The sequence below is a fragment of the Acinetobacter sp. Li1LvA2 genome (genome assembly GCF_056156705.1).
The window spans coordinates 533,336-548,935 of sequence record NZ_JBSICF010000002.1 but is presented as its reverse complement, the minus strand read 5'-3'; the positions used below and the strand labels follow the sequence as shown (position 1 = coordinate 548,935).

16 protein-coding genes are annotated in these 15,600 nt (G+C 37.1%); 4 read left to right on the top strand and 12 right to left on the bottom strand.

Annotation, left to right across the window (positions count from 1 at the left end):
* From ACS604_RS07210 to ACS604_RS07185, 6 genes are all read right to left on the bottom strand, one after another.
* On the bottom strand, positions 1-180 hold a 180-nt coding region (locus ACS604_RS07210), incomplete at its 3' end, for a thiolase family protein (RefSeq protein WP_474770980.1).
* 12 nt (positions 181-192) lie between these two features.
* Positions 193-846 (bottom strand): 3-oxoacid CoA-transferase subunit B, encoded by a 654-nt coding sequence (locus ACS604_RS07205; RefSeq protein ID WP_004792017.1) that lies wholly within the window; start codon positions 844-846, stop codon positions 193-195.
* An 18-nt stretch (positions 847-864) separates the two neighbouring features.
* Positions 865-1,536, bottom strand: a complete 672-nt coding sequence (locus tag ACS604_RS07200) for a 3-oxoacid CoA-transferase subunit A (protein WP_004792014.1) — start codon at positions 1,534-1,536, stop codon at positions 865-867.
* Between the two features lie 340 nt (positions 1,537-1,876).
* Positions 1,877-2,593, bottom strand: a complete 717-nt coding sequence (gene ispD, locus ACS604_RS07195; RefSeq protein ID WP_004792011.1) for a 2-C-methyl-D-erythritol 4-phosphate cytidylyltransferase — start codon at positions 2,591-2,593, stop codon at positions 1,877-1,879.
* Positions 2,559-2,948: a cell division protein FtsB gene (gene ftsB, locus ACS604_RS07190; RefSeq protein WP_004643028.1), complete on the bottom strand. Its 390-nt coding sequence runs from the start codon at positions 2,946-2,948 to the stop codon at positions 2,559-2,561. The genes ispD and ftsB overlap by 35 nt, the downstream gene beginning before the upstream one ends.
* Before the next feature lie 315 nt (positions 2,949-3,263).
* Positions 3,264-5,441, bottom strand: a complete 2,178-nt coding sequence (locus ACS604_RS07185) for a TonB-dependent siderophore receptor (protein WP_474770979.1) — start codon at positions 5,439-5,441, stop codon at positions 3,264-3,266.
* Between the two features lie 426 nt (positions 5,442-5,867).
* Here ACS604_RS07185 and ACS604_RS07180 point away from each other — a divergent pair, with 426 nt between their 5' ends.
* Positions 5,868-6,548: a hypothetical protein gene (locus ACS604_RS07180; RefSeq protein WP_049836843.1), complete on the top strand. Its 681-nt coding sequence runs from the start codon at positions 5,868-5,870 to the stop codon at positions 6,546-6,548.
* 23 nt (positions 6,549-6,571) lie between these two features.
* Here ACS604_RS07180 and ACS604_RS07175 read toward each other — a convergent pair whose 3' ends face one another.
* Complete coding sequence (locus ACS604_RS07175; protein WP_474770994.1) at positions 6,572-6,949, bottom strand: ParB N-terminal domain-containing protein; 378 nt, start codon at positions 6,947-6,949, stop codon at positions 6,572-6,574.
* A gap of 338 nt (positions 6,950-7,287) precedes the next feature.
* On the opposite strand from ACS604_RS07175, the gene ACS604_RS07170 reads away from it, so the two are divergent.
* A complete protein-coding gene (locus tag ACS604_RS07170) occupies positions 7,288-7,965 on the top strand; it encodes a DUF421 domain-containing protein (RefSeq protein WP_049836844.1) in 678 nt (225 codons plus the stop codon).
* A gap of 76 nt (positions 7,966-8,041) precedes the next feature.
* Here ACS604_RS07170 and eno read toward each other — a convergent pair whose 3' ends face one another.
* The 3 genes from eno to ACS604_RS07155 form a co-directional block, all read right to left on the bottom strand.
* On the bottom strand, positions 8,042-9,331 hold the full coding sequence (eno, locus tag ACS604_RS07165; protein ID WP_013197659.1) for a phosphopyruvate hydratase: 1,290 nt from the start codon (positions 9,329-9,331) through the stop codon (positions 8,042-8,044).
* A gap of 61 nt (positions 9,332-9,392) precedes the next feature.
* A complete protein-coding gene (gene kdsA / locus ACS604_RS07160; RefSeq protein WP_003652054.1) occupies positions 9,393-10,250 on the bottom strand; it encodes a 3-deoxy-8-phosphooctulonate synthase in 858 nt (285 codons plus the stop codon).
* A gap of 30 nt (positions 10,251-10,280) precedes the next feature.
* Positions 10,281-11,918 (bottom strand): CTP synthase, encoded by a 1,638-nt coding sequence (locus tag ACS604_RS07155; RefSeq protein ID WP_004792002.1) that lies wholly within the window; start codon positions 11,916-11,918, stop codon positions 10,281-10,283.
* A gap of 223 nt (positions 11,919-12,141) precedes the next feature.
* Between ACS604_RS07155 and ACS604_RS07150 the strand changes: the two genes are divergently transcribed.
* On the top strand, positions 12,142-12,615 hold the full coding sequence (locus ACS604_RS07150) for an internalin (protein WP_174727559.1): 474 nt from the start codon (positions 12,142-12,144) through the stop codon (positions 12,613-12,615).
* A 243-nt stretch (positions 12,616-12,858) separates the two neighbouring features.
* Complete coding sequence (locus ACS604_RS07145) at positions 12,859-13,704, top strand: metal-dependent hydrolase (RefSeq protein WP_217487596.1); 846 nt, start codon at positions 12,859-12,861, stop codon at positions 13,702-13,704.
* A gap of 63 nt (positions 13,705-13,767) precedes the next feature.
* Here ACS604_RS07145 and ACS604_RS07140 read toward each other — a convergent pair whose 3' ends face one another.
* Positions 13,768-14,862: a YheT family hydrolase gene (locus ACS604_RS07140; RefSeq protein ID WP_174727561.1), complete on the bottom strand. Its 1,095-nt coding sequence runs from the start codon at positions 14,860-14,862 to the stop codon at positions 13,768-13,770.
* A gap of 19 nt (positions 14,863-14,881) precedes the next feature.
* Entirely contained in the window at positions 14,882-15,598 is a 717-nt protein-coding gene (locus ACS604_RS07135) for an SGNH/GDSL hydrolase family protein (RefSeq protein WP_474770975.1), read from the bottom strand.
* Between the last annotated feature and the right edge of the window lie 2 nt (positions 15,599-15,600).

Below are 15,600 nucleotides of genomic sequence, written 5' to 3'. Positions count from 1 at the left end.
ATTGGCACAGCCGTAGATCACATCATCGACCTGTTCCCAATCTACATTCGGGTTACGCTGCATGAGCGCTTTAATTGGCACAGCACCAAGGTCATCGGCACGGACAGGAGCAAGGCCACCGGCATAACGGCCGAATGGGGTACGGATGGCATCGATGATATAAGCGTTTTTTAATGTCATTTCCCTACTTCCTTACCCTTGAGTCGCATCAATCAAAGTTGCACCAGTTAAAGCCTGTAACTCATCAAAGCTAAGACCTTCCACTTTCTCAATCACCTTTAAACCATCTTTGGTCACATCAATCACACACAGGTCGGTGTAAATACGGTCAACGCAGTGTTTACCCGTAACTGGATAGCTCAGCTCAGCCACAATCTTTGGCTCACCTTGCTTGGTCACATGGTCAGTAGTGATAAATACTTTTTTAGCACCTACAGCTAAATCCATCGCACCACCTACCGCAGGAATTGCATCCGGTGCACCTGTGTGCCAGTTGGCCAAGTCACCATTTGCTGCCACCTGAAAGGCGCCAAGCACGGCAATATCAAGGTGACCACCACGCATCATGGCAAATGAGTCGCCATGGTGGAAAAAGCTGCCGCCTTCAAGCATGGTCACAAACTCTTTACCCGCATTAATGAGTTCAGGGTCTTCTTCACCTGCCGCTGGCGGTGGACCAAAAGCCAACAAACCATTTTCAGAATGAAGAAAAATATCTTTGTCGTTAGGTAAGTAGCTTGCAATCTTGGTTGGTAAACCAATACCCAAGTTCACATAGGCACCATCTGGAATATCTTGTGCCACACGTTTTGCAATCTGGTCACGGCTGAGTTTCTGGTAGCTCATGTTATTTCTCCTTATTGCTTATTGTGCGGGCGCTACTTGTACAACATGCTGTACAAAAATACCTGGGGTGATGATGTGTTCTGGGTCTAATCCACCGAGTTCAACCACTTCAGAAACCTGAGCAATGGTGACATCTGCAGCCATCGCCATAATTGGGCCAAAGTTACGTGCAGATTTACGGTAAACCAGATTGCCCCAGCGGTCGCCTTTGTAGGCCTTAATCAAGGCAAAGTCAGCCTTAATTGGATATTCGAGTACGTAATCTTTACCATCGATCTGGCGGGTTTCTTTGCCTTCAGCTAAAAGTGTTCCAAAGCCAGTTGGGGTAAATACAGCGCCTAAACCCATACCCGCTGCCTGAATACGGCAAGCCAGATTACCTTGTGGTACCACTTCAAGCTCGACCTTTCCGGCACGGTACAGTTCATCAAACACATAAGAGTCTGACTGACGCGGGAAAGAACAGATTACTTTTTTAACCGAACCGGCTTTAAGCAGTTTAGCCAGACCATAATCGCCATTACCGGCGTTATTGCTGACAATTGTTAAATCTTTAATACCCAGTTCAATGAGTCCGTCAATGAGTTCAGCGGGTTGTCCTGCGGTACCAAAACCACCAATCAGAATGGTTGCACCATCTTTAATCTGCGATAGTACCTCGCTTAGTGAGGACTTACTTTTGTCAATCATTAGACAACTCCATTGTGCTCATTCAGGAAGGAATAGATAAGAGATTTAGGCACACAGAGGCAGAATGAACAGATAGATATTTCACTCAATCCCGAGTGTTTCCCTTAGATTTCCTTTTAAACATTCTTGATAATTTTTGTAATTTGATCTAGTTATCAAACCATGGTTTTGTTCGGTATAAATATTTTTTGTTCGATGATCGAACATTATCTAGTATAGTTGTCCGATCTTGATAAATCCTAAAACTTATCAATGTAAAAGAATATGAGTGGTTATAAATAGATATGTAGAAAACTTGCTTAGATGGGCAAATCAACCAAGCAAGTTAAAAATAATAGAATTAAGACTGAGATTGCAGAATCAAACGTGCAAGTTCTAAATCATCTGGATAGGTAATTTTTATATTATCCGAACGACCCATTACGACCTGTACAGTTTCACCCATATACTCGAGTGCACTTGCCTCATCGGTAATAGTGACGTTATTTTCTAAAGCATGTTCAATTGCTTTTTTTAGTTTACCGATTTTAGTAATTTGAGGAGTTTGAGCTTGCCATAATAAATCTCGGCTAACTGTTTTATCAATTTGATTGCCTGACTTAACCTGCTTTAAAGTATCACGAACAGGAATTGCTAAAATAGCACTCTCATTTGATTCAATTGCATTTGTCACAAGTGCATTTAAACAATCAATGGTTACACAAGGGCGAGCCGCATCATGCACAAGAACCCAATCATTTTCATCGGCAAAATTTAAAAGATGATTTAACGCATTTAAAACCGAATGGACTCGCTCAGCTCCACCAATGCAAAAATGTGCCTTATCTATATTTTGAAATGCTAGAGTCTGAGCAAAGGTATCTTGTGTACCAATTGCCAAAACATAACCATTTAATGGAAGTTGGCTTATACGGCCAATCGTATGTTCTAAAACAGTTCTATTCTGAATATATTGATACTGCTTCAATTCAGTTTTAGAAAAACGACTTCCTGATCCTGCAGCTGGAATCACTGCCCACAATTTAGTCTGGGATATCTGGGGATGCAGGTGTCTCATTCGTTTCCAAATCAACTTTAGCGTTCGGGTCAATATAAATAGGTTTGTAATGGGTACTGATCGTACTCATTTGAACAAATGTCTCGTGAGGTTTAACCAAACCAAGATCAAGGCGGGCATGTTCTTCTATTGCTTCTGTACCATTTTTCAGGTCAAAAACCTCTGCTGCCAAAATACGGTTTCGTTCTTTAAGCTCTTCATTTACCTCAGCTTGTTGCTGAATTTGTTGCATGAGAGCTTGATGAGGGATATAGCCACCCTCACCTAACCAAAATTGATATTGCAGGATAGCTACTAAAACAATAACAAGTAGCAATATCAGTTTGCTTGAAGTGGATCGAAATACTTCTAACATATCATTAAGATTTTTAATTAAAAACTTTGATTAAGCTTTTGTATTGTATAACAATTTAAAAAGAGCATGCAAAATTCCTGCAAAATCAGTGCAAAACTATTAATGCGCATGTTACTTTAAATTGACCATTGTGACATGTTTCATTTTGTCAAAAATGAATAGAATTTGAAAGGGAAATCATGTTTATAAGTACAACTGCTTATAAATCACTCTATGTATATAAAAGCTATTCTGCGTATCAAGAAATTATATTGATTAAATAGAAAAAAGTCCTCACAAGAGGACTTTTCAATAGAGATTTAAATGAGCCAGTAATTAGAAGCTATAACGAACACTCACCATTGCATTTCTTGGTGTGCCCCAATTCATTGAGTTAGCACCAATACCTTCATAATATTTTTCATCAAAAATATTATCGATATTCAATTGAAGTTTGATATTTTTATCCACTTGATAGCCAAGCATCGCACTTGCTAAAACATACGCATCTTGCTCAATACGAGAGTTTCCACTTCCCGTATAGTATTTGCTCTTATAATTTAAACCAAGCCCTGCACTCCATTGATCAAGTTTGTACTTAACAAATAGATCCGAGGTTATTCGAGAGTTTGTCGTATTAACCTTTGTGCCTTGTGCATCTTTTGCTTCAAAATTAGCAATACCAAAGTTAATACCCCAATTGTCATTAATCTCGCCATCAGCTTCAAACTCAAAACCTTTACTTTTAACCCCATCTACAGCGCGATAGGCCTGCTCTGTAGTTTGTGTACCATTACGAACAATAAATACTCCCGGTATCGATTCAGCAAAATTAGATTGTTCTATTCGGAATACTGACAATGCTGTATTTAACCGTCCTCCAAACCATTCACTCTTTAAGCCAGCCTCATAACTCTTACCTGTAATCGGATCTATATATCGATCATTTATATCTTTACGTTCTTGAGGTTTAAAAATTTCTGTATAGCTCGCATACACAGAATGATCTTGGGCAAAATCATAAATAGCGCCAACATAGGGTGCTAATTCATTGTTAAATTCACGGTTACCTTTATCATTTTCAGACTTATATTTCCAATTTGATAAACGCGCCCCAGCAATAATTTTCAAAGGATCCAGAATCTGAAATTTACCAGCAATATATGCGGCAGTTTGTGTGGTTTCATTCAGCGCATTTTTACCATTTAATACTACTGGTTGAAGCAACTCTTGAGCCATATCATTATAATTAAGTGGTCCACCTAAATACTTTTCAATGTCTTGATTGGTGTTAGATCCGCCAAAAATATCCTTTGTTTTCTCATTTTTATTCCAGGATCCACCAATAATGATTTCTTGCGGACGATTAAAAAGCGTAAATGGAGCATTGATAAAAACATCAATATTGTTTTCTTCATTTGCAGCTTTTGCGCCATATACTGAGACATTATCCTTGTCCTCTTCATTTTTTAATGGACTGGTATTGGTTGCCTTGTCTACTTTTCCAGCTGTATATAACAACATAGAAGCTGTGTCTTCCTTACGAAAGGTATAAGCAATATTTAAATTAACGTCATTAAATAAATTCTGCTTTAAGTTTGCAAATACTGCCGTTGTATTTACATCCCAGTAAGTCCAAGGTGCACTTACTGTTAAGCTTCTGGAAAAATTGGTACGAGTCCCATCAGTATAAAAAGCAGGTGTTCCGCCCCAACGGATACCGTCACGATGTAACTCTTGATAAGTTGCCCCAAGCGACATGCTTGTTTTATCACTCAAGTCATAATCAACCGCACCATAAAATACATTCCGTTCTTTCTCATAAAAATCCATAAATGATTTTTCATCAGAATGCTTTACAAACATGCGACCACGCAATGATCCATCTGCATTAAGTGGCGTGGAAACATCTGCTGAGCTACTCCAAGAGTTCCACGAACCTAAAGATGTGCTGACATTACCAGTGAGTTCTTTTGAGTTTGCATGTTTCCGAATCATATTCAGGGCCATTGCTGGGTTTCCCGCACCTGTGGTTAGTCCATTGGCACCCTTTACGACTTCGACACGATCATAAATATCTAAATCTAAATCTCCAGTGCCTAAGTTTGTAGTACTAGGTATTCCATCAATTAAGTAATAATCCACCTCAAAACCACGTGCATAAACTCTTTGACGTTCATCGGTACGTGAGGTTGAAACACCCGTAATATTATTCATTAAATCTTGAAAGGAATCGATTTTTCGATCATCTAAATATTCACGGGTTAAAACTTTGACCGATTGAGGAGTTTCACGAAGAGATAAATTTAATTTTGTAGAAGTATTTGTGCTTTTTGCTGTATAGCTCCTTGAACCTTCAGTAACGGCCGGATTTTCTTGTTCTGCTTGTACTTTTATCGTTGCTAAAGTGGTTGTTTCGGTTTGTTCGGCATAAAGAAATGAAGGTACCGTTAAAGCCATAGAAATTGCTAAAGGGTGAACTCTAAATGCTTTTCTAAAGGGCGGATTGTACATAAGAAAATTCCATAATAACCAATGTGCTGAACCATATTTTTAACCTTCCACTACCTTGTTCCTTGTTACACAGTAGTAAAAGTTCGGCACAAAAATTAACACGAATGATAATTGTTATCAACTTGTAGTTAATAATTATTCTTATTTGTTTAATTTAAATTGCCAATTCATCATTGCATTAAAGAATCGCTATCCACGACATCAAAATTTGGATTTCTAACAGATTGAGTATTGATCTTGTGGAAGCATAATGCTGAGACCACAGGCTTTATATTATTGATTCAAAAATATATAAACCAATTTTCAAATTCAAATTGTTTGTTGAACTGCTCATCAACATGAGAAATAAAAAACTACACAGTATTTTCTTTTATATTTTATTATTCTTCATAAATCTCATGAAAGAGAATAAAGGTATAAACTGTAGTGCACAAAATTTTAGCGTTTTCTTTAGTAAGCTTAGGTTTAAGCGCTTGTGATCACCCTACTGATGATAGCCCTTCAAAAATAATTAATATGGAGAGCAATCATAAACAATATACACCTGCCAACCCTTATATATTTGAATATAATGATATTGTTTACAGTCTAAAAGCTGGACAACCACAAGATACTTCCCATAGAAAATTTAAAAACTTATTAAAAAAAATTCCCTCTAATGATAATAATTTAGATATTTTAAAAACCAAACGCAAAGTACTTATTCACTTAGGTTGCCTTAAAGACGCATATATAGTTACCGAAAAAATTTTAAATAAAACAGATAGTTCACAACTACAAGAGATGCAATGTATTTTCTTAAGAAAAATGAAAAAAGATGCTCATGAAATAAAAGCATGTTATGAAAAAACGGCTCATAGCTATTTAAACGAAATAAATTTAATTCCAAAGGCAGCCATACGATATCAATATGCACTGTGGGGCCATTATGCAGCGATGTTTCATGCGGGACATATAGAATATAAAGATAAACTTCAAGAAATCGTTGATTATCATCATATTGAAGATCATAAACGAACATATCAACAAATGTATGAAAATATACTGAATCCAAATGTTTTTCAAAAACGTTTAGATGCTATTCCCTACAGTCCTGATTGCCCTTAAGTCATATTCGCAATTATTGATAATTAATCATCGCAGTTCAGATCATCCTCATCAACATTGATATAATCTGGTTGAGGGTCTTTATCAAATTGTACAGCACGTATTTTAACCTCACCTAAAATTTTCGCTTTCCCTACCCTATGCATACCATCCATTATTCTCCCATGTGAACATAGTATTATTGGATAAGACAAATCTGCTTCTTGAATTAATATCATATGATCAATGATATCTTGAGTAGTGGGATGAGAATCTGGATACCAGTATGGTTCATTTAATTCTTTTATTTCTGATAGCAAAATTTCTTTTACTTTAAAATTTCTAGTTAATTCTACTAAATTATCTACATCCCAAATATAAGTATCATTTTCAACTTTTCTAAAATGATATTGTTTTCTCATCATATGAAATTCGCTTAAAACACAATAAATTAAAATATATCATATATATATTAAGACCAAACATTATAAAAATTGAGAGACTAAATTTAGGTAATACAGATCAAAATTTTTATTTTATTTAATAACTTTAACAATCATTTTTTTCTTAGTGTTATTTCTACGATTGAAGCTTCAACTATATGTTTACTTTAATAAATATTTTAAATAGTAGAATTTATACAAAATCACATAAAGTTTGAATTTTTAACCAACAACTACTTAAAAAGTATATTTTTTCAATTTTTAATTTGCTAAGAATTTTAGAAAGACTTTATCGACCTATTAAAAGGGAGAAAAAAATGGATTTTTTTAATATTTTCATAGGTGACACAACTTGGCCCTTTATTTTGGAAATTTTGGTTCGATGTTTCGTCATGTTTATCATTATTATTAGTTTTTTAAGACTATCAGGTAAACGGGGTATTCGCCAACTTTCCCTTTTTGAACTCGCAATTATTTTATGTTTAGGTTCCGCGGCTGGCGATCCAATGTTTACTAAGGATTTACCTATCGCACATGCTTTTGTCGCATTTATCGTTATTCTTTTTCTCTACCGCCTTGTAACTTGGGCAATGGTAAAACATAAGAAAATTGAAGACCTATTGGAAGGAAGAGCTCTCTGTGTAGTCAAAGATGGACTTTTAGTTTACAAAGATTTCCAGAAACAATCATATTCACATGATGAGTTTTTCTCAGAGATGCGCCAACAAAATGTTGAACATCTAGGCCAAGTGAGAACAGCCTTATTGGAGTCTGACGGTATCCTGAGTTTACTTTACTATGAAGATGAAGAGGTAAAATGGGGACTCCCCCTATTCCCAGATGCTTATTGCAAAGCTGACGTACTTAAAATCAATACTTTTTATTCATGCATGAAATGTGGTGAAACTAAAATTCTAAATACACTCGATCAAGAATGTTCTCGTTGCAAACACCATAGTTGGGCTAAGTCGTTAAAAACCCGTCGTCTAGGATAATAAAAAAGGTGCTATTTTTTATTAAAAATAGCACCTTAAAATGTTAAAAAACTAATTTTAACTTTTTATTTAAAGATTAGTTTAAACCTTTAAACTCAGCTTTACCGCGGTAAGCAGCTTTAGTCAATTCTTCAATACGAAGTAATTGGTTGTACTTAGAAACACGGTCAGAACGGCAAAGTGAACCAGTCTTAATTTGACCAGCTGCTGTACCTACTGCTAAGTCAGCAATAGTTGAATCTTCAGTTTCGCCAGAACGGTGAGAAATTACAGTTGTATAACCATTTTCTTTAGCAAGGTAAATTGCATCAAGAGTTTCAGTCAACGTACCAATTTGGTTGTATTTGATTAAGATAGAGTTACCTACTTTCTCATTAATACCACGTTGTAAAATCTTAGGGTTTGTAACGAACAAGTCATCACCTACCAATTGGATTTTGTCACCAAGGATAGATGTCAAGTAAGACCAACCTTCCCAATCTGATTCATCTAAACCATCTTCAATTGAGATAATTGGATATTGGTTTACAAGACCTGCTAAATAGTCAGAGAACTGGTTGCTTGTGAATGCTTTATTGCCTTCACCCGCAAGAACATATTGACCATTTTTGTAGAATTCTGAAGATGCACAGTCAAGCGCCAACATAATATCAGAACCAGCTTTGTAACCAGTTTGACCGATAGCTTCAAGAATAACAGTGATTGCTTCTTCGTTTGAACGCAAGTTTGGTGCAAAACCACCTTCATCACCTACAGCAGTGTTTAAACCTTTTTTGTTTAAAACTGATTTTAGTGAATGGAAGATTTCAGCACCAGCACGTAATGCTTCAGCAAATGAAGTAAAGCCTACTGGCTCAATCATAAACTCTTGAATATCAACGTTGTTGTCTGCATGTGAACCACCATTGATGATGTTCATCATTGGTACAGGCATAGTCAAAATCTTTTGACCACGTAAGTCAGCGATGTATTGGAAAAGAGGAATTTTCTTTTCATCAGCAGCAGCGCGCGCAACAGCTAGTGACACAGCCAAAGTTGCATTTGCACCCAATTTTTCTTTGTTTTCAGTACCATCAAGTTCGATCATCGCATTATCGATGTCTTTTTGTTCAAATACTGATTTGCCCACTAAAGCGTCACGGATAATCGTGTTTACGTTGTTAACCGCAGTTTTAACGCCTTTACCTAAGTAACGTGATTTATCACCGTCACGTAGTTCTAAAGCTTCACGAGAACCAGTTGAAGCACCAGATGGTGCACATGCACGACCAACAACCCCAGATTCTAAAATTACGTCTGCTTCGATGGTTGGGTTACCACGAGAGTCCAAAATTTCACGTGCACGGATGTCAACGATTTGGCTCATGAACAATTCCTCTGTTGAATGAATATGAGCTGCGATTAAAGCAGCGTAAATGAGTAAAAACTCAATGGGTGTCTAACTTTTTGAATCCTTTAACCAAAGTATCCAATTCTTTTATTTGTGCCAAGAATGGTTCAAGCTGCGACATGCGTAATGCACAAGGTCCATCACATTTTGCATGTTCTGGATCTGGATGACCTTCCAAGAACAATCCAGCCAAGCCTGTTGCCATTCCAGCGCGTGCTAAAGTTGTAATTTGAGCACGACGACCACCTGCCGAGTCAGCACGACCACCAGGAGTTTGCAACGCATGTGTTACATCAAAGAAAACAGGAACATTCATTTCTTTCATGATGTCAAAGCCAAGCATGTCTACAACTAGGTTGTTATAGCCAAATGCTGAACCGCGCTCACAAAGAATTAGTTTATCGTTTCCTGCTTCTAAACATTTATTCAGGATATGACGCATTTCATGAGGTGCCAAAAACTGAGCTTTCTTAATGTTAATAATAGCCTGTGTTTTTGCCATCGCTTCAACAAGATCAGTTTGGCGACTTAAGAAAGCCGGCAACTGAATAATATCAGCTACTTCTGCAACTGCTTCAGCTTGGTGTGGCTCATGAACATCGGTAATGATAGGAACATTAAAATGTTTTTTAATATCGCCTAACCATTCAATACCTTTTTCAAGTCCAGGACCACGGAACGAATGCAGACTAGAACGATTTGCTTTATCGAAACTCGCTTTAAATACATAAGGAATATCTAAGCGTTTGCAGATATCAACATAAGTTTCCGCAATTTCGAAAGCTAAGTCTTTTGATTCAAGTACGTTCATTCCGCCAAATAATACAAATGGCAAATGATTTGCCATTTGTATATCGCCTAAACGTACAACTTCTTGTGGTTTTAATTGTGACATTTAAACTTTCCCAGTTTATTTAAAATCGCATTATTTACTTTTTTGATGCTGTGTTTTCGCAGCGTCAATAAAACTAGCAAATAACGGATGTCCATCACGTGGTGAACTTGTAAATTCCGGGTGGAATTGTACAGCAATAAACCAAGGATGTTCAGGAATTTCTACAGTTTCAACCAAATGTTGTGCCGAAGAGTAACCAGAAATCTTCATACCAGCTTGTTCAATCGCCTCAATGAAACGATTATTCATTTCATAACGGTGACGATGACGCTCAGTAATTTCTGCTTTACCATAGACTTCACGTGTTTTAGTGCCTTCAACCAATTCAGATTTTTGTGCACCCAAACGCATAGTGCCGCCTAAATCAGACTCAACGCTACGTTGTTGTAACTCGCCACGCTCATCTAACCATTCAGTAATTAAACCAATCAATGGATACTTGGTAGAACGGTTAAACTCTGTAGAAGATGCTTCTGGCATTGCTGCAACATGACGTGCATATTCGATTACAGCCAATTGCATGCCTAAACAAATACCTAAGAATGGAACTTTGTTTTCACGTGCATATTGAATAGCTTTCATTTTGCCTTCAGTACCACGCTCACCAAAGCCACCTGGGACTAAGATTGCGTCAGCAGTTTGCAAAATAGAAACGTCTTGGCTCTCAAGCTCTTCAGCATTGACATAGTCAATCTGTACTTTCACACGGTTTTTGATGCCTGCATGCAATAATGCTTCATTAACAGATTTATAAGCATCTGGTAATTCAACATATTTACCAACCATAGCTACACGCAAAGTATATTCAGGATTGAGTAATGCTTCGACTACATTGTCCCAATCTTCTAGGTTTGCTTCTGGAAGATCATTAAATCCAAAACGCTCACAGATCAAGTCATCAACATTTTGTTCATAGAACGTACGTGGAATTTGATAAATTGTTTTTGCATCTTTACATACCACAACAGCACGCGCTTCCACGTTAGTGAACAATGCAATTTTGCGTTTAGTATCAACATCTACATCATATTCAGTACGGCAGATTAAGATATCTGGCTGAATACCAATTGAAAGTAATTCTTTTACAGAATGCTGAGTTGGTTTCGTCTTAAGCTCTGCTGCCGATTTAATATATGGCAACAAAGTTAAATGCATAAGCATGGTACGTTTATGACCAAGCTCAACCATTAACTGACGAACTGACTCCATAAATGGAAGTGATTCGATATCACCAACCGTACCACCAATCTCAACGATTGCAACGTCGTAACCTTCACCAGCGCGAAGTACGCGTTCTTTAATATTGTCAGTAATATGTGGAATAACTTGAACCGTACCGCCTAAGTAGTCACCACGACGTTCTTTATTTAGAACATCTTGATAAACACGACCACTCGTAAAGTTATTCAGTTTGGTCATTTTCGCACGACGTAAGAAACGTTCGTAATAACCCAAGTCTAGATCAGTTTCGGCACCATCCTCTGTGACAAAAACTTCACCATGTTGGAAAGGACTCATTGTCCCCGGATCGACATTAATGTAAGGATCCATTTTAACCATTGTGACTTTTAAGCCACGGGCTTCCAAAAGTGCAGCAACTGAAGCAGCAGAAATACCTTTACCTAGCGATGAAACCACACCACCAGTAACAAAAATAAAATGGGTCATTAAGTTTCTCGTACAATCAAGCCGAAATCGGCCTACAATGTTGGGCAATTTTACTGTACTCTGCCCCTATAAAGCAAAGTCAAACCGCACCAATTCAAAGATCATTAAACAACTGGCTATTCTATCAGCATTTTTAATAAAAAATTAGGTCAATCTCACATGATTTTTTCATTCTCTTTTGCTGTTATAATGCGAGCTCCTCAATTAAATGTTGTTTAGGACAATGGCAAATAAAAAACTTTTAATCTGTGCTGCTATTGCGGCTGGACTATTGTTAACCGCATGCGTCAAAAAAGAAACACCAGAAGAAGAGCAAGAAAAGGTTGAAACTGCTGTTTCAGAACCTAAACCTGCTGAACCTGCAAAATTTGAGTCTTTAGAAAGTGTTAAAACTGAAGAAACTCAAACTCAGGAACCAACGCAAGTCGAAGTTCATCACGAAGAAACAGCGAATACTACAACTGAAATTCGCCGTGAAACTCGTCCTGCCAATTCTGAGCAAAATTCACAAACAACTGTTTCTGAACAACCAAAAGCAGAGCCGAAGCCTAAGCCAGAACCTAAACCTGAGCCAAAAGCAGAGCCTAAGCCTGAGAAAGCTCAGTCTAAACCTACTAAGCCAGCAGAACCATCTCAAACTGAAGATGATGCTGTTGCCGCTGCAATTGCTGCTGCTACACCAGCGCTTAAAAACTAAGTTATCGTATGAATATGCCCAAATTAAACACTTGATTTGGGCTTTTTAAATATTATTAAAATTATCAATTCACTCATCAGTTTTACTTTTTCATTCCAATTTGTCTTTAAAGTTTTCCTAGATATCAATTTAGGACAACCTACCTCTTTCACTTGAAAAAGCATTGACGTTCCCTATTCTGATATGTAATTTTTAATCAAGTTCCTTTTTGGAACTTCAATTAAAAGAAGATTGGAGCTTAAAATGAATACCGTATCAAATCGCGTGCCTGCCTCATTTCCAGTCCGTCGTATGGACTATAATTTTGAAAATGTACCTCGCTATTGGTGTAATAACGAACCCACTTTTACACATTATTTTACGGGTTTATCTACATTGTTCCCCGAGGGTGAATCATATTTTGTTCGTTCAGTTCGAGCATTACGTGCAAAAGCAAAGTCGAATGAACTTCTAGATCGTGAAATTAGTGCTTTTATTGGTCAAGAAGCAATGCACTCTAAAGAACATCATGCTTTTCATGTGAGTGCACAGCAACATGGTTTAGATCCAGAATCTTTAGAAAAAGTAACGGGTCTTGTTTTAAAGAGTATTGAAAAAGTTTTTAGTAAAAAATGGAACCTACTTGTGACGGTAGGCCTTGAACACTACACCGCTGTACTTGTAGTAAGCATGATGCAGTCTGTTAATGAACTGATGACAGACTCAACTATTCGTAACTTATGGTTATGGCATAGTATTGAAGAAACTGAGCATAAAGCTGTGGCCTTTGACCTTTATGAACACTTGTATGGAAGTGGGCTAAGTGCATATCTCCCACGTATCACCGTCTTTACTTTAAGTTTATTTTTAATTACTGGCTTCTCAACAATCTATCAATTCGTTCTTATGAAACGTGATCGCCAACTACTTAATTTTAAATCTTGGCGTAAGTTTCTTAGTTTTATGACAACACAATATAAAGTTTTAACTCCGAAATTTTTTGACTATTATCGTTTTGATTTTCATCCTAACCAAACTGACGAAAAAGATCTGGTTGCCAGCACTAAAATCAAAATTGGACTAAAAAATTCAAAATTACTTTTATCCTGATCCGATAAAACAATAAAGCCCATTTATTAAATGGGCTTTATTTAATCCATTACGGCAACACGATCACTGTTTATGGTCAACCATAAAATAATTCGATATTAATTTGGCTGCCCATGAAGTACTTTTCCAACCTTCATAAAAACCACAATGACTTCCCTTTTTAGTGGTTACCACTGCAATATTACTCATTTGCTGAATAGTTTCTTTATACGGCTCTAAATTTTTAATAGAACATACTGGATCGTCTTCTGCATTAAGAATCATTAATGGAATTTTGACATTTTCAAATACATAAATTGGATTAATTGCCTGACAATAACTTTGATAGTCCTGAAAGCCTGCCATTTCAAAGTATTCTTTTTCAAACTCTTCGAGACTAGTCGTTGCAAGAACTTTTTCTAAAGAAGTAACCTGGTTCCAAGTACTTTGATAAGGATGAATAAAATATTTGAACAACTTTTTGGTCATCATTTTGCTATAAAACGGGTGAACATTTTTAAAGCCAATCTCAGTGTTGTAGCCTGGACACATTGCAAAAGCAGCTTTAAATGGTGTGTCAGAGCCTTGCTCACCCAAATAACGAACTAACAATCCTGTGCCAGCAGAAGAACCGACTGCGTACAAATCCGATTCAGGAAACAAACTTTGAATATGCGTAAGCTGCTCTTTAAGATCGCTCGTTGACCCAAAAAGAGAAATCTGTGGTACAGGCATAGGTAAACCAGCATGCCCACGGCGTAAGCATAGTGCTATTCTCCAACCCGTATATTGATGAATATCTCTGACCAATTCACGCATACTTTCAGGTGTCCCTGTAATGGTGTGCATGATAACCACTGTGGGAGTATCTGCAGGGAGATCATACCCATACCACGCGATGGCAGTTACGCCACCATCTTTCATGCTGAGTTGCTCAATACGGTCATATTCAAGCTTGATGGTTTTTTTTCTAATAATATCGAAATATAAAAGATGGACATGATTGTTAGTTAACCATGGCGTAGGACGATATTTTTGCTTAAGTTGGGGCAACTTATCCAAAACATCTTTAATTTTCCCTTGTGGGTCATAATAAATTTTTGGCTGTTCAGCACCGAGTACTGAGTCAAACAATTCTGAACCGAAAGCTTTAATTTTATTTAAAGTAGATATGCCCATATCCAATCACGACCTCTGATTATGAGTTAAATGATTGCCGCACTAATGCTGCAACCTGCTGTCCCCAAATTGCATAAATTTCTTTGCTTGGATGAAAGCCATCACTTGCCATAGGCAGATTCAAAGCTTGAAAACTTTCAATATCATATTGAATGAATCTAAATTGGTTTTGTGCTTCTACCCATTTATATAATACTTGATTCATTTGCTCCGCGTATTTTCCAAACAGCCAAGCCAATGGATTGGGTAAAGCTGGAAAATGTTGCATGGGTGGAACGCCTGAAACAATAATGAGTTTAGGCTGAAAACGTGCTTGTATATATTCAAATAATTGCTTTTGTTGTTTTATCCAGGAATTTGCTGACGTTAATTTTGTCACATCATTAACGCCAATAGACGTAACAACAACATCATAATTTTGCGGCTCAAAATACTGTAAAGCTTGAAAAACCTGCTTAGTAGTATCACCTGTTTTTGCATGAAGTTTCCAACTTATCAAATATTGATCTTGTAACTCAGAAATAATTGCGCCAGATAAAGCGTCTTGTTGTGTTTCAACACCAACACCCGCTGCAGCAGAGTCTCCTAAAATAAGCAGAGACAATGGTCTGCCCTTGCCAACCATGCCTTCTCTTTCACCACTGGCTTCTAGCAAGCGTGGTGTATTCTTACGAACCTTTGTTCCCTGCACAAAAAGTACAGGTAACAATGCTAAAGTTGAAAGTTTTAGCCACATTC